Raw genomic sequence first — 21741 nt, forward strand, 5'->3', positions numbered from 1 at the left:
TCAGTCCTTCACCAATTCCGGTGCGGCCGTTTCGGCATCGTCGTGCGCCGGGGCGGTCGACCGGTTCGGCAGCAGCACCGCCATGACGATCACGATCAAGGCCAGCGCGGCCGAGAGCCCGAACGCCAGGCGCATACCGTCGAGGTGCGCGGTGACCGGATCGGTGCCCCGCTCGGCCAGCGCGTTGCTGCGGGCGGACATCACGGTCACCACCATCGCGGTACCGAAGGCCGCCGCCACCTGCTGCAGGGTGGCCAGTATCGAGCTGCCATGCGAGTACAGATGCTGCGGGAGCGCACCGAGACCCAGGGTGAACACCGGGGTGAAGGCGGCGGCCAGCGACACCATCAGCAGCATGTGCAGCGCGAGCAGCACCGCGTACGGGATGGTCGGCGAGACCTGGGTGAATCCGGCCAGTGCGACCGTGACGCCGATGGCGCCGGGAATCACCAGCACCCGCCCGCCGAACCGGTCGTAGATCCGTCCGACGGTCGGGCCGAGCAGACCCATGGCCAGCCCGCCCGGCATCATCAGCAGACCGGTCGCCAGCGGGCTCAGGCCGCGCAGGTTCTGCAGGTACAGCGGCAGCAGGATCATCGAGCCCATCATCGCCAGGAACGCGATCGCCATCAGCACCAGCGCTTTGGCGTAGGTGCCGAACAGCAGTGTCCGCAGATCGAGCAGCGGCGTGCCGGTGCGCTGCAGCCGCAGCTGCCGGGCCACGAACACGCCGACGAGGGCCAGTCCGGCCGCGACGATCAGTGCGGGTTCGATGGCGCTGCCCGCGCCGAACCGGCTGAGCCCGTACACCAGGCCGCCGAAGCCGAGCGCCGCGAAAGCCACACTGGACCAGTCGATCTCGCCGGCCTGCGGTTCGCCGATATTGTCGAGATTGCGCAGGCCGAACCAGGTGGCCGCGGCGGCGATCGGCAGCACCAGCGCGAAAAGCCAACGCCACGAAGCGATCTGCAACACCAGGCCGGAGATCACCGGTCCCATCGCAGGCGCGACCGACATGGCGAGGGTGACATTGCCCATGACCCGGCCGCGGTCCTGCTCGGCCACCACCGTCATCAGCGTTGTCATCAGCAGCGGCATCATCACGGCGGTGCCGCCCGCCTGCACGACCCGTCCGAGCAACAGCACCGGGAACGACGGCGCGACCGCGGCGAGCGCGGTGCCCGTCAGGAATACGCCCATCGCGATCGTGTAGGCCCGCCGGGTGGTGACCCGCTGCAGGAACCATCCGGTGACCGGAATCACCGCCGCCATGGTGAGCATGAACGCGGTGGACACCCACTGCGCCGACCGCTCGGTGACATCGAGATCGGTCATCAGGCGCGGGATCGCGTTGATCATGATGGTTTCGTTCAGGATCACCACGAAGGTCGCCGCCACCAGCAGCCGGATCACGGTCGGGGTCCGCGCCCCAGGTGGGCGCGCGGATACTTCTGCTGACATTCGGACAACCTCCCGGAGCGTTTCTTACGACAGGACCACCTGTGGGCCGCGAACTGTTCCGGCGCCACATCTGAATAGACGGGATCGTCCCCGGCAATTCATCGGCGACCGAACAGTTTCCTGTCGGCGGCGCGCAATATCAACCGGTTTTCGCGCGCCGCCATTCCCGGAACTCACCACATGGCGGGTAACCGCTCGGGTATCCGCTTCATGAACCGAGTGCGCCAGACCAGCTGATCAATGGGCACAGCCAGCCGCGGTGCCGGCACGCGCGCGAGCAACGCCTCGATGCCGATCTGGGCATGGCGTCGGCCGAGCGCGGTGGCCGGGCAGTAGTGCCTGCCGCCGCCGAACGAGAGGTGGGCGCTCGCGTTCGGTCGCGCGAGATCGACGGACTCCGGATCCGGGAAGACCGCAGGATCGAAGTTCGCGCCCTCGACCAGCACCAGCACCAATTCCCCGCGCCGGACCAGGATTTCGCCGAGCCGCACGTCCTCGGTGGCCAGGCGCGGCAGGCCGTCGCCGATCGAGAGGTTGATCCGCAGCAACTCCTCGACCCCGGCGGGGATGAGCGCGGGTTCGGCGGCCAACCGGGCCGAAAGGTCCGGATTTCGCAGGAGCGAGAACAGCGCCATGGTGAGGAATCCGCCGGTGGAGATCACCCCGGCGCCGAAGAGGGTGACGCCGACGGTGGCCAGCAGTTCCTCGGGCACCCGCGCGTACTCGGGATCGGTACGCAGCGCGGCCAATTCGGCCATCAGGCCGGTGGTCGCCGGATCGTCGAGCCGCTCGCGCATGTAAGCGATGTCACGATCCCAGTTGAGTTTCGCGGCCGGAATGGGTTCGGCGGAGTTCATGAACGCGATGTGCAGGCTGCGCATCAGCTTCGGCGCGTCGTCCTGCGGGATGCCGAGGATGTGGCAGTGCAGCGCGGCGGCGTACGGGTCGGCGTAATCGTTGCGCAGGTCGGCCGGTGCGCCCTCGGCGAGCAAGCGATCCACCAGCGCTGCGGCCGTCGCCCGCAGGAATTCCTCGAGCCCGGGCGCTTTCGGGTTGAGCGCCTTCATGACGGCCCTGCGCAGTCCGGCGCCGGTGATGTTGCCCATATTGTTGACCACCTCCGGTGGGATGGTCAGCGCGTACTGTCTCGGCACGCCCGGCGCCGAGGTCTCCTTCAGCGAGAAGCGGGGATCCTCCAGCACCTGCCTGCACAGTTCGTAGGAGCTCACCAGCCAGGCCGGATCGCCCGCGATGGTGCGCACCCGCCGAACCGGTTGCGCCGCACGCAGTTCCGCGACCTCCGCGGGGATACGATCGCCGCGCGCCGAGAACGGGAAATCGAGCATGGTTTCGGTGGCGGTCATCGGGACGCTCCTTCGGAACCGGTGTCGGGGGTGACGATGGCGTGGCCCTGGTTGCGCGACGCGCGCAGCCCGGCGCCACGCGCGTAGAGCAGGTCGGCCATCGGCAGCAGCTGGTGATAGCAGTTCAGCGAGGAGGGCACGCCGAGGATCGCCGGGGTGTCGAGGAATAGCGGCGCCTCGGCGCAGATGTAATCCAGACATACCTCGAGCTGGCGCCGCGTCGCTTGTCCGGCAACGGTTTTCGTTGCCAGGAAGCGGGCCACCAGCGAGTGGCAGACCGCGCGGAAGTCGGCGTCGGCGGCCAGCCTGCCGGTGATATCGCGATGGAGTTCCCGGTAGGCGGCGTTCGAGCGCAGCTCCGACATCGGGCGGACGAAGATCCGGGTGCGATCCGGATCGACGGCGGCGGCCGCCGCGGTGATCTTCGCGCGAACGCCGCGCAGGTTCTTCACCGCCTTACGGCGCGCCTCCTGCGCGGAATACCCTGACGCCTCGAACATTTCGGCGACATGGATATCGGTGTACACGAAGTCGACCCGGTCGAAACGGGCGCGGCCCCAGTGCGCGAGATCGCGCAGCCGCCGAGTCGAGAAGTAGCTGTTGCCCGGCGAGACCCCGATGACGGCGTGATCGGCATCGCGGTAGATGACCTCGCAGTGCGGTGTGAACGGGCGGACGAGAAAGCTTGGCGTAACAGCGAGAGCGGGTGATGTCACGAACAGTGCACCTTTCGTCGAAGGCTACCGATTCGATATCTCGCCGGCCGGCGGTGCCGACGGGACGGTTCGCGACATCGTCGGCGGCGGCCGATCCCGTTGGGCCCCTTGATCTTCCCGTCGCAGAACCATTGGCGGCCACCGTCGGACGCGCCGAACCGGCGACGACATCCGTTGCGCTTCTTGTACTTTCGAACAATGGTTGGTGCTCGCGGTATGCGCTACATCCCCGGGGTGCCGACATGTCACCGGCCCGGTATCGGTGACGGGTTCGTCACCGATACCGGGCCGGGTCGGATGTTGTTGGTAGATAAGTTATTTCATGCGCCGCCGGTTATCCGCGGCGATGATCAGTGGGCGTGCTTGTCCGACTGCTTGTCGGTCGCTACCTGCTGATCGGGTGCGGCCGTCTGCTTGTAAGGCGCGGCCGCGGACTGGGCGGCGGTAATGAACGACCGCTTCAGCTCCGGCCAGAAGGTGTTCGTGACGCAGGAATACTCTGGCATGAAACCACCGCAGTTCGACGCGTCATTCGGGCCGATTTCGATGGTGAAGGAGGCGAGCCCCAGTCCGCTGAACGCCTGATCGGTCGTCGTTCCCGTCGTCGAATATCCGACGGTCTCCAGATCGGTGCCGACGGTGAATCCGCGCGGCACGACCTTGGTGGTCAACGCGCGCAATTGGGCCGTATTCGTCGGGGTGGCATTGTTCGGAATGATCCCGTAATTCCCGTAGGAATGCAGATCGATCATTATTCCGGTCGCGGTATCCGGGACGTCACCGCCACCCGAGGGACGCTGATCGGGGAACAGGCTCGCGTAGAGCTGCTGAATATTCTGCGTTTCCGGTTCGGAGCCGCCCTGCGTGCCCTGATAGGTCTCGGCACAGGGGTCGTTCGAATCACCGCCCCAATTGACGGTGAAATTGCGGTTCAGGTCCACGCCGGGTCCCTGGCCGGATCCGTCGACGACGGAGCAGGACGGCGGCGTGTCACTGTTGTCGACATTCTTGCGCTGCATCAGCGGGCTGTCCCCGCCGCTGGCCACCACGTCGACGCCGTCCGGGTTGGTCACCGGGACCACCCAGACCTCGGTGTTGTTCAGGATCGATGTCGCGGTGGCATCGGTGCCGTAGCCGTCGGCGAGGTAGTCGATCCACTTCCAGCCCACCTCACCGGTCGCCAGCTCACGGGCGTGGATCTGCACGGTGAGCAGGAACCGAGGTTTGCTCGAGGTGGGCGAGAGCGCGCAACCCGCCGGTGCGGCAGCCGTTTTCGCCTGGTCCGACGAACCGCTGCCGGTCAGGCAGATCACGTCCATGGTGTGCCCGCCCTGACCCTGCCCTGCCAGCCAGGTTTTCCCGATGTCGTACACCTTCGCGATGCCCGGATATTTGGTCGCCACATTCCGGGCGTGGTCGAGCATATCCTGCGCCGTGTGATAGCCGCCGTAATAGGTATCGTCCGGAGCTTTCCGGTCCTGCGGCGAAATTTTGTATACCGGAGCCTTTTTCGTCGGCTCCAGTCCCTGATCGCGCAGGGCCTGGGCGTGCGCCTCGTCGACGGCGATGGTCACCTTGTCCGGGCCCGCCGGAACCATTTCGATACCGGCGTGGGCGATGATGTCCCGCTGCGCCTGCGACGTGACCGGCACGTCCCAGTAGTAGGGCGTGTTATCGGCGGCGTGCGCCAATACCGGATTCAGCGCGAGCGTAGTGAAACCACCGATAACCAGTGCGGAAATTGATGCAATGATATTGCGGGGACTGCTCATAGGACTTCCCTTGTCTACCGAGCCACTTTCAGATTCAGCGATACCGTGGACAACCGCACGGCCTAATACCGCGAGCCCGACCGACCTTCGCGACACATGAAAGTTCAATCAGCGCAAGCGGATTGCCTTCGTGCGCCCATGATATGTCCGGGGACATCGCGCACACCGCTCGTGGACCGGGGAAACTCCTCCCCATACGACAGGGCCCTGCCCGCGGATACGCTCGTGTCCGCGGGCAGGGCCCCGCGTCAGTTCCAGCTGTCGATCTTGACGTCGCGCGGATCCGGTGCGCCGGTTCCGGTTTCGATCAACTGCTTCAGGCTGACCAGGTAGACCGCCCACTTGGTGCTGCAGTGGTGCATGAATTCCACCGGCTCCCGCCAACCTTCGTGTTTGAACAGCACGCTGGTGTAGTCGCCGTCCTGGCCGAGCCGCCAGTTCACGTGGGTGCCGATCCATTCGTCCGGCCCGCCGACCACCTCCCACCGCACATGCTCGCCCGGCTCGAGCTCCAGCACCTTCATATCGAATCCGCCCGGCCCGAAACGGAATTCGAGCACGCCACCGATATCGTCACCCTTGCCACTGGTGCCGGTCGTCCACCAACCGGCCAATCCCTCGGTGGTGGTCAGGGCCGAATAGACCGCGGCCACCGGCGATTTGATGCCGACCTTGTGCAGGATGTCTACCATTCTTTTCTTCCTTCTTCCTGGTAATGAATCGAAGCGAGATCCGCACCGCGCCGACGCCGAGCGGTACCGGCCGTGACCATGCGGTGCGTTTCAGGACTGTTGGCCGCGATGATCGCCGGCGCGCTGGATGGCCTCGGCGATCCGCTTGATGCGCCGGAGCCTGGCATCCCATGCGGCCCCGACCGCGGACAGTTGCGCGATCGCGCGGGCGAGTTGCGCCTCGTCGACCCGATAGCGTTTCTCGCGGCCGGCGGGGGTGGCGTGCACCAGGCCGACACGATCCAGCACGGCGAGGTGTTTCGCGACGGCCTGCCTGGTCACGGGCAGCCGCTCGCTGAGGCCGGTGGCGGTGCCGTCGCCGTCGGTCAGCAGCAGATCGAGCATTCGCCGCCGGGTCGGATCGCCGATGGCGGACCACAGATCGTCGTCGACCGCGGTGCTCATCGCTTCGACACCAGCCGCCCGGTGTATTCGCCCAATCGGGGCACGAAGGTGTCCCAGCCGTTGCTGTGATCGCGGTACACCTCTTCCAATTTCGCTGCTTCCCAGCCCATTTCGCGAAATCCGGTCTCGGTGAGCCGGATTCGGGTCCCGCCGCCCGCCGGGGTGAGTTCGAAGGTGACCAGCAGGGAATCCGCGGTGTCGTCGACCTTGTCGCCGGGATAGCACCAGCGGAACGCGAACAGCCGGTGCGGTTCGGCGCGAACCACCATAATCGGCGCCACCTGCGCCCTGTCGCCCCAGACGAGTTCGCCGACGGCGCCAGGTGCTGCCACGAAATCCGCGTCGTCGCTCCACCATTCGCTGATGTGTTCCGGACTGCTGACGACCTGGTAGACCACCTCGGGCGTGGCGTCGACGTGAATTTCTCGCTCGATGCTGCCGAACTCCATCTGCTTTCCTCCATATGCAACGTTTGGTTGCTTATGAGATTAGGTGATCGTCGGCAATCGCGCAACCATTAGTTGCTCATAAGCCGATCCGGCCGACGCGGGGCGACCGCATTGGGTAACGTTCGCCCCGGCAGCCCCGATATCGCAGAGCGACAACCCGTTCGGGTCCACCGCAGAGCCGAGGAGTGCGACTTGAAACAGCTGGCCCGCCCCGCATTCCGCGCCGCAGTGCTGGCGCTGGTCGCCGCACCGGCCGTCGCGGCGGCCGCGATCGCCGCCGCCGACGAGCCGTTCCTGACGGTGTCCGGCACCGCCCACTGCGTCAACCAGACGTACACGCTCACCGTGCCGCGCATCAAAATCCAGTCGGGCACCACGTCCTATTACTTCCTGGACGGCCCCAACCTGACCAACGCCACCACGGTCGGCTCCGAGCAACCGCTCGAACCCGGCAAGGACGCCACCGCCGCATGGACCCCGGCCACGCCCGGGTCACACAACCTCTACTTCCGCGGCAGCGCGAGCGGTTCGGCGTTCGTCATCGGTCCGCAGGCCGTCGACGTCTCCGATGCGACATCCCCAGCCTGCCTCGCGGGCAACTCCGGAAGTACGAATCCCGGAGCTCGCTGAGCTACCGGCCCGAGGCCGTCGGCACCCGGCGGGTGGATCCTCGCCGACGCGACCGTCCACCGCCTCACGCAGCAGATCGGCGTGCCCGGTGTGCCGCCCGTACTCCTCGATCAGATCGCAGACCAGCCTGCGCAGGCTGATATGTCTGCCATCGGGCCAGGCGAGATGGACCAGCTGATCCAGCCCGCCAGCGGCGGCTCCCACGGGCAATCGATCACGGTGCCACCATACGCGAGCCGCGAAAACCATTCGAGCCGATCCACGACGCCCGCCTAATATCGCTCGGTGACGGAAAAGGTCAATCGGCAATGGATTCTGCGACGCAGGCCCGAAGGCGCATTGCGGGATGAGGATTTCGAACTGCGCCACTCCCCCGTACCCGATCCGGGTCCCGGCGAGGCGCTGATCCGGGTGCACTGGCTCGGCATCGATCCGACACAGCGCGGCTGGCTCAACGACGCCGACAACTACATCGAGGCGATGCCGCTCGACGCGGTGATGCGCGGCAGCGGCGTCGGACAGGTCGTGCGCTCGGACAACCCCGCGTATCCGGAGGGCAGCTGGGTCGCCGGGATGGTCGGCTGGCAGGACTATCTCGTCGCCTCCGAGGGTGGGCTCTTCGGCCTGAACGTCGTCCCCGACGGTGTGCCGCCGAAGCTGATGCTGAGCCTGTTCGGGCCGCCGGGACTCACCGCGTACTTCGGCATGCTCGATGTCGGCAGGCCGGAACCGGGACAGACCGTGCTGGTGTCGGCCGCGGCGGGCGCCACCGGCTCGCTGGCGGGTCAGATCGCGAAAACCTTGGGCTGCAAGGTGATCGGGATCGCGGGCGGCCCGGTGAAATGCGCCTGGCTCACCGAGCGGGCCGGATTCGACGCCGCCATCGACCACCGTGCCGACGATATCGACGCCCGCCTGCGCGAGCTGGCCCCCGACGGCGTAGACGTCTTCTGGGACGGCGTCGGCGGCCGAATCCTCGAATACGGCCTGGCGCATCTGGCGCGCCACGCCCGCGTCGTCCTGTGCGGCGCCATCGCGACCGGCTATCAGGGCACCGACCCCGATCAGGGCCCGCGCAACTACATGCGGCTCGCCATCGATCGGGCCCGCATGGAGGGTTTCATCTTCCTCGACTACGTCGATCGCTTCCCGGAGGCGTTCGCGGCGCTGCTCGACTGGTACCGGCAGGACAAGCTGACCATCGCCGAAACCATAAGCGGCGGACTGGAATCCGCGCCGAGCGCGCTGCGCGCGGTCTTCGAGGGCGGCAACCTCGGCAAGCAGCTCGTCGAGGTCGCCGCCTGCTGACGGCTCAGCCGACGTAGGCCGCCAGGTGTTCACCGGTGACGGTGGAGCGGGTGGCGACGAGTTCGGCTGGGGTGCCCTCGAAGACGATCCGGCCGCCGTCGTGGCCGGCGCCGGGACCGAGATCGATGATCCAGTCGGCATGGGCCATCACCGCCTGATGATGCTCGATGACGATCACCGATTTGCCCGCGTCGACGAGCCGGTCCAGCAGGCCGAGCAGCTGTTCGACATCGGCGAGGTGCAGTCCGGTGGTCGGCTCGTCGAGCACGTAGACGCCGCCCTTGTCGCCCATGTGGGTGGCCAGTTTCAGCCGCTGCCGCTCACCGCCGGACAGCGTTGTGAGCGGTTGACCGAGGGTGAGATAGCCGAGCCCGACATCGGCGAGCCGGTCCAGAATGGCTTGGGCGGCCGGTATTCGCGCCTCGCCGGTGGCGAAGAATTCCTTCGCCTCGTCCACCGGCATCGCGAGCACCTCGCTGATATCGCGCCCGCCCAAGTGGTATTCGAGTACCGCCTGCTGAAAACGCTTGCCCTCGCACACCTCACAGGTGACCGCGACACCCGCCATCATCGCCAGGTCGGTGTATACGACGCCCGCGCCGTTACAGTTCGGGCACGCGCCCTCCGAATTGGCGCTGAACAGTGCGGGTTTCACGTCGTTGGCCTTCGCGAAGGCCTTGCGGATCGGTTCGAGCAGTCCGGTGTAGGTCGCCGGATTGCTGCGCCGCGAGCCGCGGATCGCGCCCTGATCCACCGAAACCACGCCTTCGCCCGCCGGAATCGACCCGTGCACCAGCGAACTCTTACCCGAGCCCGCGACACCGGTGACGACCACCAGCATCCCGAGCGGGATATCGACGTTCACATTCCGCAGGTTGTTGGTTTTCGCACCGCGAATCGCCAACTTGCCCTTGGCCTTTCGCACCTTCGCCTTGAGCGCCGCCCGATCGTCGAAGTGGCGGCCGGTAATGGTGCCGCTGGCCCGCAGCTTGGCCACCGTGCCCTCGAAGCAGACCGTGCCGCCCGCCGCGCCCGCGCCCGGCCCGAGATCGACCACATGGTCGGCGATTTCGATCATCTCCGGTTTGTGCTCGACGACGAGCACCGTATTCCCCTTGTCCCGCAACCGCAGCAGCAGCTCGTTCATCCGCTGGATATCGTGCGGGTGCAGGCCGATGGTCGGTTCGTCGAAGACATAGGTGACGTCGGTGAGCGCGGAGCCGAGATGCCGAATCATCTTGACCCGCTGCGCCTCACCGCCCGACAGCGTGCCCGCCGGCCGGTCCAGCGAGAGGTAGCCCAACCCGATCTCGACGAACGAATCCATGGTGTGCCGCAACGCGTCGAGCAGCGGCTTCACCGAAGGCTCGTCGAGTCCGCCCACCCACTCGGCCAGATCGCTGATCTGCATCGCGCACGCGTCGGCGATGCTGACGCCCTTGATCTTCGAGGATCTGGCCGCCGCGCTCAGCCGGGTGCCATCGCATTCCGGACAGGTCATGAAGGTGACGGCCCGGTCGACGAACGCCCGGATATGCGGCTGCATACCCTCCGGATCCTTGGACAGCATCGACTTCTGGATTCGCGGGATCAGACCCTCGTAGGTCATGTTGATCCCGGCGATCTTCATCCGGACCGGCTCTTTGTACAGGAAATCATTGCGCTGCTGCTTGGTGTACCTGCGGATCGGCTTGTCCGGGTCCACGAAGCCGGATTCCTTGTACAGCCGCATATTCCAGCTGTCCGCGCCGTAGCCGGGGATGGTGACCGCGCCGTCGTCGAGCGATTTGGCGTCGTCGAAGAGCTGGGCCAGATCGATATCGGTGACCGAGCCCCGGCCCTCGCAGCGCGGGCACATGCCGCCGGTGATGCTGAAGCTGCGGCGCTCCTTGATGGTCTGCCCGCCGCGTTCGACCGTGACCGCGCCCGCGCCGCTGATCGATGCGACGTTGAAAGAGTATGCTTGCGGCGAGCCGATATGCGGTTTTCCCAAGCGGCTGAACAGGATTCGCAGCATGGCATTGGCATCGGTCGCGGTGCCGACGGTGGAGCGCGGGTCGGCGCCCATCCGCTCCTGGTCGACGATGATCGCGGTGGTGAGCCCCTCCAACACGTCCACGTCGGGCCGGGCCAGCGTCTGCATGAACCCCTGTATGAAAGCGCTGTACGTCTCGTTGATCAGCCGCTGCGATTCCGCGGCGATGGTGCCGAATACCAGCGAACTCTTGCCCGAGCCGGAGACACCGGTGAATACCGTCAGCCGCCGCTTCGGGATCTCGATGCTGACATCCTTCAGATTGTTCACGCGCGCGCCGTGCACGCGGATCAGCTCGTGGCTGTCGGCGGCTCGCTTACCGGACTTGGCAGTGCTCATGATGTCTCCATCCGTTGCTCGACCGCGTTCACCGAGATCTAACCAGCCTCGGGCGGCGCGGCCGGGTAGGTGCGGCTCAGCGCTGGTGATTGATGCGGACCAGGTTCCCCGACGGGTCGCGGAACGCGCAGTCGCGGACCCCGTACGGCTGCTCGGTCGGCTCCTGCACCACCTCGGCGCCGCGGGCCTGCACCTGCTCGAACACATCGTCCAAATCCTTGGTGGACAGGATGATGTGCCCGAAGGTGCCCTTCGCCATCATCTCCGCGATCACCCGGCGCTCCTCCTCGGTGATACCTGGATTCGCCTCCGGTGGATACAGCACGATCGAGGTGCCGGGCTGACCGACCGGCCCGACGGTGATCCAGCGCATACCGTTGTAGCCGACGTCGTTACGCACCTCGAAGCCGAGGATGTCGCGGTAGAACGCCAGCGTGGCGTCCGGATCGTTGTGCGGAAGGAAAGTGTTGTGAATGGTGATGTCCATGGCGATCACGCTATGTGCGGCGCGTGGCCGCGCGCTTCTCGATTCCTGATCGGTGTGGAACCTGCTGCGGGCATCACACAGCGGTGAGTGCGCTCGTCGATCCGGCCCCGCTGCGGTCGCCGCCGTTCCGGCGGCTGTGGGTGGGGCGGACCCTGTCCGGATTCGGCAGTCAGATGACCTTCGTCGCGGTGCTGTACCAGATCTGGCAGAGCACGCACAGCACCGTGTGGACCGGTGCGCTCGGCATCGCGCTCGCGGCGCCGATCATCGTATTCGGGCTGTTCGCCGGATCGATCGTGGATCGAACCGACCGCAGGGCCTTCTATCTGGTCACCGTCACGGGTCAGGCGGTGTGTTCGCTGGCGCTGGCCGCGCAGGGCGTCTTCGGGCAGCTCCCGGTGCTCGGGGTGCTGCTGTTGGTCGCGGCGCAGTCCACCTTCGTCGCGGGCAGCGGCCCGGCGGCGCACACCTTCGTCGCGCGGCTGCTGCCCAGATCGGAGGTGGCCGCCGGTTTGGCGTTGAACCGGATCTCCATGCAGGGCGCGATGCTCGCGGGACCGGCGCTGGGCGGCGTACTGCTCGGCTGGATCGGCCTCGGCGGGTGCTACCTCATCGATGCGCTCACCTTCGGACTGGCGTTCTACGGCGCGTTCGGATTACCGCCGATGCCACCGGAGGGCGAGCCGTCGCGGCCGGGTCTGGGCGGGGTGCTGGACGGCCTCACCTTCCTGGTCGGAAGTCCGATCGTGCGCGGCGCGCTGCTCACCGACCTCGCGACCACCGTGCTCTCCATGCCGATCAGCCTGTTCCCGCTGATCAATGCCGAGCGATTCGGGAACAACCCGCGCACCCTCGGACTGTTCCTTTCCGCCATAGCGGTCGGCGGGACCATTGCCTCGATCCTGTCCGGCGCCTTCACCCGGCTGCCCCGGCCCGGACTCGTAATGCTTTGCGGCTCAGCGGTTTGGGGTGCGGCGCTGGCACTGTTCGGCATCTCGCCGAACGCCTGGCTCGGGCTCGGCTTCCTGGTGCTCGCGGGCGCCGCCGATACCGTCGCGGTGGTGTCGCGCGGCACGATCGTGCAGTTGCACACCCCGGACGCGCTGCTCGGGCGGGTGGCCGCCGCCGAGCAGATCGTCGGTCAGGCCGGGCCGGACGTCGGAAATGTGCGGGCCGGACTCGTCGCCGGATTCACTTCGGGGACAACGGCATTGGTCAGCGGCGGGCTGCTGTGCCTGGCCGCCGTCGCCGCCATCGGCACGACGACGCCCGGTCTGCGGCGGACAATATCCGTGGCCCCGCGGCCGGATCGAGCGTAGTTTTCCGCCGTGCCTGTCTTCTCACTCTGTTGGAGCGCGTTACGCGCGACGGTCGCCGAACTACCGGACGACGCGTTCGCACAGCCGTCCGGCTGCACCGGTTGGCTCGTGCGAGATCTGGTGTGCCACTTGGTTATCGACGCTCAGGACGTGCTGATCACCCTCGTCACGCCCGCGACCGGGGAACCCACCCGCGATGCCGTGACCTACTGGGAGGTCGGCGCCACCCCGCCCGACGGCGCCGATCCGCTCGACGCGCTCACCGTCCGGCTGGCCGCCGCGTACCAGGAACCGGGCCTGCTGAAATTCCACCTCGACGATGTCGGCTCGGCCGCGGGGCGCGCCGCCGAACTCGCCGACCCGGACCTGCGGGTCGGCACCCGCGGCGAGGTGCTCACCGTCGGCGACTATCTGTCCGCGTACGTCATGGAGTGGACCCTGCACCACCTCGACCTGATCGCCCACCTCCCCGGCGCGACCGAACCGCCCGCGGCCGGACTCGCCCGGTCCCGCGAGATGCTGGAACAGATTGCGGGAGCACGGTTTCCGGCTACGTTCCCGGATAAGGACGCGCTGCTGATCGGCACCGGGCGACGAGCGCCGACGGAGGCGGAGCGTGCCCGACTCGGTTCGCTCACTATGAAACTCCCGATCATCCTCGCGTGAGCGTGTGCGTGCGTGAACACGGCTACAGCCGCAGCACAACCCGGTGGGTGTGCGCGTAGACGGCGGCGTGCACGCGGTCGCGGACGCCCAGTTTGGCCAGCACATTGGAGACGTGCGTCTTCACCGTCTGTTCGCCGACGCCGAGCGCGCGGGCGATCTCGGGATTGGTGTATGCCTTCGCGATCAGCAGCAACACCTGATGTTCACGGGCGGTGAGGGTTTCGAGTTCCGGTGCGGCCGGGAACGGTTCGATGCCGTCGGTGAGCCGGGTGATCAGGCGACGGGTCAGGCGCGGATCGATCAGCGCGTCACCGCGGGCCGCGGTGCGGACGGCGGCGACCAGATCCCGCGACGGCAGCGCCTTGGTGAGGAATCCGCTCGCACCGAGACGTAGTGCGCGATATAGGTTTTCGTCGGTATCGCGATCCGCGATGGTGAGGATGCGGGTGCCGGAGCCGAGCGCGGCGACGGAGTCGATGGCGGCGGGGTCGGCGAGTCCGGGCATATCGAGGTCGAGGATCGCGACATCCGGATCGAGCCGCCGCATCTCGGCGATGGCGGCCGCACCGTCGCCGACCTCCGCGACGCATCGCAGATCCGGCTGGGCACCGAGCACCGCGCGCAAACCGGACCGAAAGACGGTGTGCTCATTGGCGAGCAGCACCGAGATCGTCGAATTCCGCGGTACGGCCACGGGTTCCGGCTGGGGCCGCACCGGTTCGGCACCGTGCGGCAGCACGTCGGCGGGCAGTTGGCTCTCGGCGAGCGCCGAACCGACCGACAGCGTCGCCGCGGTGATCCCGAGCACGAGCGACGAAACCACCCGGAGCAGGCGGCGTTTCGAGGTAGTCGTGGCCATGTCTACCGACCGTAGATCACGCGTGCCCGCGGGTCCATCGGCCCGCGGCAGCATCCGGACTCCCCCGATGGAGGGAGTCAGCGCAGGAATCCGGTGTAGTTCTTCGTCATCAGCTGGCTTTCCAGCTGTTTGATCGTGTCGAGGCCGACGCTCACCACGATCAGCACCGAGGTGCCGCCGAATGCGAGATTCTGCGCCGGACCGGCCGCGCCGAAGTGCGCCAGCAGATTCGGCAGCACGGCGACGACGCCGAGGTAGACCGACCCCGGCAGCGTGATCCGCGTGAGCACATGACTCAGATAGTCGGCGGTCGCCTTACCGGGACGGTAGCCGGGTACGAAGCCGCCGAACTTCCGCATCTCATCCGCCCGCTCGGCCGGATCGACCGTCACCGAGACGTAGAAGTAGGTGAAGAACACGATCAGCGCGATATAGACCGCGACATGGACCGGATTTCCGGGATCGACCAGATACCGCTGAACCACCCGCTGCCATCCGGTCTGCTCGCCCGGGCCCCGCTGGGTCAGCTGCGTCAGCAGATTCGGCAGATACAGCAGTGACGAGCCGAAGATGACCGGAACGACACCGGCCTGGTTGACCTTCAGCGGCAGATAGGTCGAGGATCCGCCGTACATTTTCCGGCCAACCACGCGCTTGGCGTACTGCACCGGAATCCGGCGCTGACCCTGCTCGACGAAGATCACGCCGACGATCATCAGCAAAACCGCGGCACAGACGCCGATGAAGATCAACACGCCGCTGCTGTTCAGAATCGATCTGCCCTGGCTGGGGATTCGCGCGGCGATCCCGGCGAAGATCAGCAGCGACATACCGTTGCCGATACCGCGTTCGGTGATCTGCTCGCCGAACCACATGGCAAGGGCCGCACCCGCGGTCATCACCAGCACGATCACGAGCATCGCGAAAATGCCGTTGTCGGCGAGCACTTCCTTCGGACAGCCGCGCAGCAGCTGTTTGCGCGCGGCCAACGCCACCAGCGTCGAGGCCTGCAATGCCCCGAGCGCCACCGCCAGATAGCGGGTGTACTGGGTGATCTTCGCCTGTCCCGCTTGACCTTCCGCGCGCAGATCCGCGAACCGCGGGATCACCACCGTCAGCAGCTGGGTGACGATACTCGCGGTGATATACGGCACGATGCCCACCGCGAACACCGTGAGTTGCAGCATCGCGCCACCGGAGAACACATCGATGAGCTGATAAATACCCGCCGACTCGCCGCCGGATACGACGTCGATACAGTCGCGAACCGACCGATAGTCCACCCCCGGCGACGGCAGCGTCGCCCCGAGCCGGAACAGCGCGAGCAGTCCGAGCGTCCACAGTATCCGCCGCCGCAGATCCGGGGTACGGAAGGCCGGAACAAGGGCGGATAGCACGAAACCTCCTGATAGCCAACGATTCTGGGACCGCAGTGCGGACCTCCCACGCTACGGAGATCCGCCCCCGCCGACGTCGCCCACGAGTCGGACTTCGGACTCCCCCGATCGCGGGAAAGTCCTGTCGGGCGGGCTCGGGCGATGGCACGTGGAAACGGGACCCGTCCGGCGACCGCGCGGATACGAATAACCACCAGCCCTGTGCCACATACGAACTCGGCGACGAATGGAGTGAGCTGACTATGGGTCTGGTCCGGAACGGGATGCTGGTGTTCCTGGCGTCGGTATTGTTCGCTACGGGCAGTTCGGTGGAGGCCGTGGCGGCGGGCCCATTCCAAGACCCGGTTGTGGTGGGGTACAGGGCTTTCGAGCCGTCGATCGAGATAGCGCCCGACGGGACGGTGTACATAGCCGGACCGGAAGGTGTGCTTTCGAATGGTATTTCCAGCCCCAGCACCATCTTTCGGTCGACGGATGCGGGCGCGAGCTGGGTCGCCACCCCGCCGACCATGCGCGGGTTCTGGCCCGGTGGCGGCGACGCGGCGCTGGCGATCGCCCCCAACGGCAGCCTGGCCGTGGCCGATCTGTGGGCGGGCAGCTCGACGGCGGGCCGGTCGGGCGACCGGTCCGACAGCTGGATCGCGCTGCCGATCGCCGGCCTGCCGATCCAGGACCGGCCGTGGCTGGCGAGCACCGGATCGTCGACTTACCTTGCCTACCACCAGATCCCGAGCGGTATCGCGGTGTCGAAGTCGATCGACGGCGGCCTCACCTACCCGCTGACCACCGTCGCCGCCACCGCTATCGATCAGGGCGGATGCGTTACCTGTTCGGCGGGCAGCGTTATCGCGAGCGATGGCGGCGGCCCGCTCACCGATAAGGTCGGCGTCATCTTCAACGCGGCGAACGGCGGAGTCGGATTCAGCCGCTCGACCGACGGCGGCATCACGTGGTCGGTGAAAACCGTAGCAGCGTCCGGCAATTCGGATAACACCCTGGTCTTCCCGACGGTCGCCGACTCCGGCGACGGCCGCCTCGTCGCCGTGTGGCTGCGGGTGGCGGGCGGGCGCAGCGCGGTGCAGACGGCCGTATCCGCCGACTGGGGTCAGACCTGGTCCGAGCCGAAAACCGTTGTCGGAAACGGCACTTCGGTCTATCCGTGGGTTGCCGCGAAGGGTGACAAGGTCGCGATCTCGCTGTACTGGAACAACACCGACGGCACCGCCGACGGCACCGCTCCCGGCGTGCCCTGGTACGAGTCCTACCTGGAGAGCGACGATTTCGCGGCGAGCTTCGGCCCGCTGCAGACGGCCGACCCGACGCCGGTGAAGTTCGGTCCGATCTGTACGGGCGGTACGAGCTGCCAGGCCAACCGGGAGCTCGGCGATTTCCAATCGGTCGCCCTCGATAACGCGGGCCGGGCCAACCTCGCCTACAACCGGTCGATCGATAACGGAGCCAATGTCGAGGTGCGATTCACTCGGCAGAGCTGAACGGACCGCCGCGATTGATCCCCGCCCTACAATGCCCATCATGAGCACGCGAGCTGTGCACTTCGTCGGCAGCTATCCGGCAGGCAGCCCTGACGAGGCGATGCGGGCGATGCTCGACGGCGCGGGCGCGCGGATGCGCACCCTACCCAATGGCGAAACCGACAGGTACGAACTGTATGTGCTGCCGATCATCGACGATCTGGTCCGGCAGGGGGCACTCGAGGTGAAACAGGTGGGTCGCTGGAGTCCGGGCTGGCGCAGGACCATTCACCGGGTTCCGCCGGGCAAGACGCTCACCGGCGACATGATGGATCTCGGCTACCTGCGCGAGGCCGAGCAGGCGCTGCCCGCATTCACCGCGTTGCGGCGGGAGTACGAATTGCCCGGGCTCACAATGCAGGTCGGCATGCCGACCGACCTCAGCCTGACCTTCGTCGCGGTCGGCGCCGCCGGGGTGCGGTCGCATCGCAAAGCCTTCGCCGACGCCAGCCTCCGCGATATCCCGACGATCCGCGAATCGACCGGCGACAACGTCGTTTTCCAGCTGGAGGCCACCGCCGAACTGGTGTTGATGGCGCTCGCCCAGCCCCTGCACCGACAGGTCGACGCCCGGTTCGGCCTGGCCGCCGGGATCGCCGCGATGGCCGCCGCCGCGCCCGCGGGCACCCGGTTCGGCGTGCACATGTGCCTCGGCAGCTTGAACAACAAGGCCGCCACCGGGTTGCGCTCCGCGGCACCGCTCGTCGACCTTGCCAATTCCATTGCGCGACAATGGCCGTCAGGGCGAACGCTGGAGTACGTACACGGCCCGTTCGCCGCGGGTGCCATCCCGCCCTCCACCAAACCCGAATTCTATGAACCACTTTCGCGTCTCGCACTGCCGCGGGGCACCGCCTTCTACGCGGGGTTCGTACACGATGTCCCCACCGAGGCAGAGCAACGCCATACCCTGCACATGATCGAGGAGCGCCTCGGCCGCCCGGTGGACGGTGTCGCGAGCCCCTGCGGCCTCGGCCGTCGTCCGCGCGACATTGCCGACGCAATGGTGGCCCGTGCCGACATCCTCGCCGGGGCGGACTGACCCACTCCGAGGGTGTCGGCATACTCGATGCGTTCGGCGACTATCGCGGCAGGCGCATCTCGGGCAGCATCAGATCAACCAGCTTGGCGGCGACCGCGGCGGGCGTCTCCCGGTCGGTGTCGATGACCAGCGCCCCATCGCGGTCGCCGCGCAGCGCGGCCGACTCGGCCGTCGCCCGGGCAAGCAGCCGATCCTGTTGTGGCGCAGCGACCCCGACCAGCGAATCGCCCGCGAGCCGAGGGCCCTCACCGTTGCCGCGGCGGGCGATGCGGCGCGCGAGTTCGCCCGGTGACGCCTCCAGGTACACGGTGGTGACGAGTTCGCCTGCCAGCGCACGGAGGTACGTTTCCGGCGCGCCCCTCGCGACGACTATCAGCGCCTGCGCGTCCGCGCCGCGATAGCCGTTCCAGGCATGAATCATGTTCTCGGCCTTGATATCCGGAAGATATTCCGACGGATGGAAGCCGAACTGATCGGCGTCGACGTACCCGGTGCGGATGCCGCGCGCCGACAGTGCCCGCAGCACTTCCCAGCCGACGGTCGATTTCCCCACCGCCGTCGGACCGGCGAGCAGCAGCACCGGCATCCCCGCGCCGGGCACGGGCGGCATGGGCGACGGAACGGTATCCACCTGCGCGGCAGGGCTTATCCGATCGGCAAGCGCATCGATCACCGCCTCCGGCGACAACCCGGTCGTATCGAAGACCGAGCCGATCGCATTGCGGTCCAACGTATCCGCGATACCCATCAGTTCATCGATCTGCTCCTCGGGCGAACCACGCCCGAGGAACCGGCGACGCAATTCCGCGCGATCACAGCGGAGCCGAATCAGTTGAAGGTCGAAATCAGTTGTGCTGGGCAGGTATTCGTCGATTCCCCGCTCCGGGTCGACCACACCGGACACGATGACCTGTCGCGCGCCGTACCGCCGGAAGGTCTCGAGCACCGGAACGAGATTACCGCTCGCCAACCGGTGGTACCGGGGATCGCCGGGCGGCGCGGGCAGCAGCAGACCCAACTGGTCGATGTCGACATAGGCGACCGGCCGCCCCGCCGCCCGCTCGTACAGCCCCCACGCGACCGTCGACTTGCCGACACCCGGTGCACCCGTCACCCACAGCACAGAAACCGGCAGCACCCCATACCCCTTCGCATCGCTCATCGAGACCCCATCCTCGGGCCGACTCCCGATCAACTCAACCGAATTTCCGGCCGCACCGGACACTCTGTCCCCTCGGCCGGATTCACCACCCGGAGTAGATCCCATCGACGAGCCTCGGCGCCACGGTGCTCGAGTTCAGCTCGGCGGCCAGGCGCACATCGGCGGCCATATCGATCTCGGCCAGTTCCCGCCCCGATATCGAATCCGCCAGCAGGGTATCGAGTTCGGCGGCGGCGGACCGGAAAGCATAAGCGGCCAAACATATTTCGGGCGACGGATGATCGCATCGGTCCAGCAGCGCGGCGGCGATGGCTCCGGCGCCGAGGTAGTCCTCGATGCCGGGGCGCAGCGGACCCTCGATGACACCCCAGCGCTCACCCGCCGGAATCACGCCGATCGGCCGCCCGCCCGCCGCATCGGCCGCCGCCTTCGCGACCGCATCGGCATTGCGCAGCGATCCGGCGAATACCGCGGTGGCGAATCCGGCCGCCCGGGCGGACAGCGTCGCACCATTCGGCGACGGCAGCGCCAGCAGCGCGCCCGCGGGCAGGTCCAGCAGCGATGCCGGGCTCAGCGACCAGCCCGGCTCACCTTTCGCCGCCGCGAGCACCGCGCCCGCCGCCTGTGCCGCGCGTTGCGCGCGCGGATCGGTGTGCCTGTGCGGTAGCGGCAGCACCCGGGCGCCGCGCCCGACCGCGATATCCACCGACGTGGAGAACGAGAGCACGTCGACGATGATCACCGCACCGCATTCCGGCGCGAGCGCGTCGACTCCCTCGCCGCCCCACTCCAATCGGACCGCATAGCCGTCCTGGCCGAAAACGCCGGAGTTCATTCATCCCCCTGATGGTCCGCGCCGATCCTGGACGGCGGGTTCACTGTTCGAACGATGGGACGATACCCGCCCGCGAGCCCGGATCCGCAGGCGCGTAAGCACTTCGGCCACCGTGGCGCTCCCGGCTTCGGCACCGCCGCATGCCGATCCAATTCGCTGCATCGATAGCGAATCCAGGACCGCGAGAAAATCAAGATCCGCTGCCGTGATTGGTTCGAGATAATGATCCCTACGGTCTCACATAATCAGAAAAACATGGTTGACCAGCAGATATATCAATCCATATCCACCCGATGACCGGCATTAAACTCAACTGTGATCGTTATCACACTCATCTTTGTCGGGCCGGTGCGCCGGGTACCCGAAAAATACTTCGGAAAAATTCCAGAGGAGGTGTCACGGTGGCCACCGAATTCGTCGCTGATGCCACTGACTTTTCGCCAGCGCGGCGGGGCCGGGATTCATACGACGATATCGAGCCGTGGTTCGACAAGCTCGCGGCGCTCGACACGCTCGATCCGCACCGTAATGCGTTGCGCGAGCACATCATCGAGCTGTGCCTGCCGCTGGCGGATCACATCGCCCGCCGCTTCGCCGGCCGGGGTGAGGCGTATGAGGACCTCGTACAGGTCGCGCGGGTCGGATTGCTGCTCGCCGTCGACCGGTTCGATCTGACGCGCGGCAACAGCTTCCTCTCGTTCGCGGTACCGACCGTGATGGGCGAGGTGCGCAGATACTTCCGTGACAGCGGCTGGGCGGTGCGGGTGCCGCGCCGCCTCAAGGAGTTGCAGCAGCGGATCGCTTCCGTCACACCGGAATTGGCGCAGCGGCTGGGCCGCCAGCCCACGGCGACCGACCTCGCCGCCGAGCTCGGCACCGATCACGAGGAGATCGCCCAGGCGCTGATCGCCGCCAACGGCTACACCTGCGACTCCATCGACGCCGGAACCGACGGCGGCGAGGACGCGGCGGCCGCGTTCCATGAGGACCCGCTGGCCACCATCGACCCCAACTACGAGCTGGTGGAGAACGCGATAGCCGTCGCCCCGCTCATCGCCGAACTGCCCGAACGCGAACGCAGGGTGCTGGAACTACGCTTCGGCGAGTCGCAGACGCAGACGCAGATCGCCGAGCGGCTCGGCCTTTCGCAGATGCATATCTCCCGCATCCTCAACCGCACCCTGCGCGAACTGCGCGAGCGAGCGCTGGAGAGCCAACCCGCCTGAACCCCG

At 67.1% G+C, this 21741-nt stretch carries 20 protein-coding genes and 1 pseudogene; 7 read left to right on the top strand and 14 right to left on the bottom strand.

Features of this window, described 5'->3' with window-relative positions:
- The 7 genes from F5544_RS25265 to F5544_RS25295 form a co-directional block, all read right to left on the bottom strand.
- Complete coding sequence (locus F5544_RS25265; protein WP_167475486.1) at positions 1-1461, bottom strand: MDR family MFS transporter; 1461 nt, start codon at positions 1459-1461, stop codon at positions 1-3.
- 173 nt (positions 1462-1634) lie between these two features.
- Entirely contained in the window at positions 1635-2825 is a 1191-nt protein-coding gene (locus F5544_RS25270; RefSeq protein WP_167475487.1) for a cytochrome P450, read from the bottom strand.
- Positions 2822-3541 (bottom strand): tRNA-dependent cyclodipeptide synthase, encoded by a 720-nt coding sequence (locus F5544_RS25275; RefSeq protein WP_167475488.1) that lies wholly within the window; start codon positions 3539-3541, stop codon positions 2822-2824. Before F5544_RS25275 ends, F5544_RS25270 begins: the two co-directional genes overlap by 4 nt.
- A gap of 350 nt (positions 3542-3891) precedes the next feature.
- On the bottom strand, positions 3892-5313 hold the full coding sequence (locus F5544_RS25280; RefSeq protein WP_167475489.1) for a M14 family zinc carboxypeptidase: 1422 nt from the start codon (positions 5311-5313) through the stop codon (positions 3892-3894).
- 248 nt (positions 5314-5561) lie between these two features.
- Positions 5562-6005 carry an SRPBCC family protein gene (locus F5544_RS25285; RefSeq protein WP_167475490.1) on the bottom strand — a complete coding sequence of 148 codons (444 nt, stop codon included), beginning with the start codon at positions 6003-6005 and terminating at the stop codon, positions 5562-5564.
- Positions 6006-6095: 90 nt separating this feature from the next.
- Positions 6096-6449 (bottom strand): ArsR/SmtB family transcription factor, encoded by a 354-nt coding sequence (locus F5544_RS25290; RefSeq protein ID WP_167475491.1) that lies wholly within the window; start codon positions 6447-6449, stop codon positions 6096-6098.
- Positions 6446-6898, bottom strand: coding sequence for an SRPBCC family protein (locus F5544_RS25295; RefSeq protein WP_167475492.1), 453 nt, complete (start codon positions 6896-6898; stop codon positions 6446-6448). Before F5544_RS25295 ends, F5544_RS25290 begins: the two co-directional genes overlap by 4 nt.
- 192 nt (positions 6899-7090) lie before the next feature.
- Between F5544_RS25295 and F5544_RS46525 the strand changes: the two genes are divergently transcribed.
- Entirely contained in the window at positions 7091-7528 is a 438-nt protein-coding gene (locus F5544_RS46525) for a hypothetical protein (protein WP_167475493.1), read from the top strand.
- 63 nt (positions 7529-7591) lie between these two features.
- Here F5544_RS46525 and F5544_RS46530 read toward each other — a convergent pair.
- Positions 7592-7777: pseudogene (locus F5544_RS46530) on the bottom strand (DUF664 domain-containing protein); the annotation flags it as partial.
- Between the two features lie 36 nt (positions 7778-7813).
- On the opposite strand from F5544_RS46530, the gene F5544_RS25310 reads away from it, so the two are divergent.
- Positions 7814-8836, top strand: coding sequence for an NADP-dependent oxidoreductase (locus tag F5544_RS25310; protein ID WP_167475494.1), 1023 nt, complete (start codon positions 7814-7816; stop codon positions 8834-8836).
- Between the two features lie 4 nt (positions 8837-8840).
- Here the strand turns inward: F5544_RS25310 and F5544_RS25315 are convergent, their stop codons facing one another.
- On the bottom strand, positions 8841-11210 hold the full coding sequence (locus F5544_RS25315) for an ATP-binding cassette domain-containing protein (RefSeq protein WP_167475495.1): 2370 nt from the start codon (positions 11208-11210) through the stop codon (positions 8841-8843).
- 76 nt (positions 11211-11286) lie between these two features.
- Positions 11287-11697 carry a VOC family protein gene (locus tag F5544_RS25320; RefSeq protein WP_167475496.1) on the bottom strand — a complete coding sequence of 137 codons (411 nt, stop codon included), beginning with the start codon at positions 11695-11697 and terminating at the stop codon, positions 11287-11289.
- Positions 11698-11780: 83 nt separating this feature from the next.
- Here F5544_RS25320 and F5544_RS25325 point away from each other — a divergent pair, with 83 nt between their 5' ends.
- Positions 11781-13016: an MFS transporter gene (locus F5544_RS25325; RefSeq protein ID WP_167475497.1), complete on the top strand. Its 1236-nt coding sequence runs from the start codon at positions 11781-11783 to the stop codon at positions 13014-13016.
- Between the two features lie 9 nt (positions 13017-13025).
- Positions 13026-13682 (top strand): maleylpyruvate isomerase N-terminal domain-containing protein, encoded by a 657-nt coding sequence (locus F5544_RS25330; protein ID WP_167475498.1) that lies wholly within the window; start codon positions 13026-13028, stop codon positions 13680-13682.
- A gap of 22 nt (positions 13683-13704) precedes the next feature.
- Here F5544_RS25330 and F5544_RS25335 read toward each other — a convergent pair whose 3' ends face one another.
- Both F5544_RS25335 and secY read right to left on the bottom strand, forming a co-directional pair.
- Entirely contained in the window at positions 13705-14541 is an 837-nt protein-coding gene (locus tag F5544_RS25335; RefSeq protein WP_167475499.1) for a LuxR C-terminal-related transcriptional regulator, read from the bottom strand.
- 77 nt (positions 14542-14618) lie between these two features.
- Positions 14619-15938 (bottom strand): preprotein translocase subunit SecY, encoded by a 1320-nt coding sequence (gene secY / locus F5544_RS25340; RefSeq protein ID WP_167475500.1) that lies wholly within the window; start codon positions 15936-15938, stop codon positions 14619-14621.
- Positions 15939-16180: 242 nt separating this feature from the next.
- Here secY and F5544_RS25345 point away from each other — a divergent pair, with 242 nt between their 5' ends.
- Positions 16181-17431: a sialidase family protein gene (locus F5544_RS25345; protein WP_167475501.1), complete on the top strand. Its 1251-nt coding sequence runs from the start codon at positions 16181-16183 to the stop codon at positions 17429-17431.
- Between the two features lie 40 nt (positions 17432-17471).
- The gene (locus F5544_RS25350) at positions 17472-18512 is read left to right on the top strand and encodes a hypothetical protein (RefSeq protein WP_167475502.1); all 1041 of its coding nucleotides are present in this window, start codon (positions 17472-17474) and stop codon (positions 18510-18512) included.
- A 40-nt stretch (positions 18513-18552) separates the two neighbouring features.
- On the opposite strand, the gene F5544_RS25355 is transcribed toward F5544_RS25350, so the two are convergent.
- Together F5544_RS25355 and F5544_RS25360 are read right to left on the bottom strand one after the other, a co-directional pair.
- Positions 18553-19674 (bottom strand): AAA family ATPase, encoded by a 1122-nt coding sequence (locus tag F5544_RS25355; protein ID WP_167475503.1) that lies wholly within the window; start codon positions 19672-19674, stop codon positions 18553-18555.
- Between the two features lie 82 nt (positions 19675-19756).
- Positions 19757-20509: a 2-phosphosulfolactate phosphatase gene (locus F5544_RS25360; protein ID WP_167475504.1), complete on the bottom strand. Its 753-nt coding sequence runs from the start codon at positions 20507-20509 to the stop codon at positions 19757-19759.
- A gap of 401 nt (positions 20510-20910) precedes the next feature.
- On the opposite strand from F5544_RS25360, the gene F5544_RS25365 reads away from it, so the two are divergent.
- Entirely contained in the window at positions 20911-21735 is an 825-nt protein-coding gene (locus F5544_RS25365) for a SigB/SigF/SigG family RNA polymerase sigma factor (protein WP_238846652.1), read from the top strand.
- Positions 21736-21741: the final 6 nt, after the last annotated feature.

This window comes from Nocardia arthritidis (genome assembly GCF_011801145.1).
In the GTDB taxonomy this organism is placed as follows: domain Bacteria; phylum Actinomycetota; class Actinomycetes; order Mycobacteriales; family Mycobacteriaceae; genus Nocardia; species Nocardia arthritidis_A.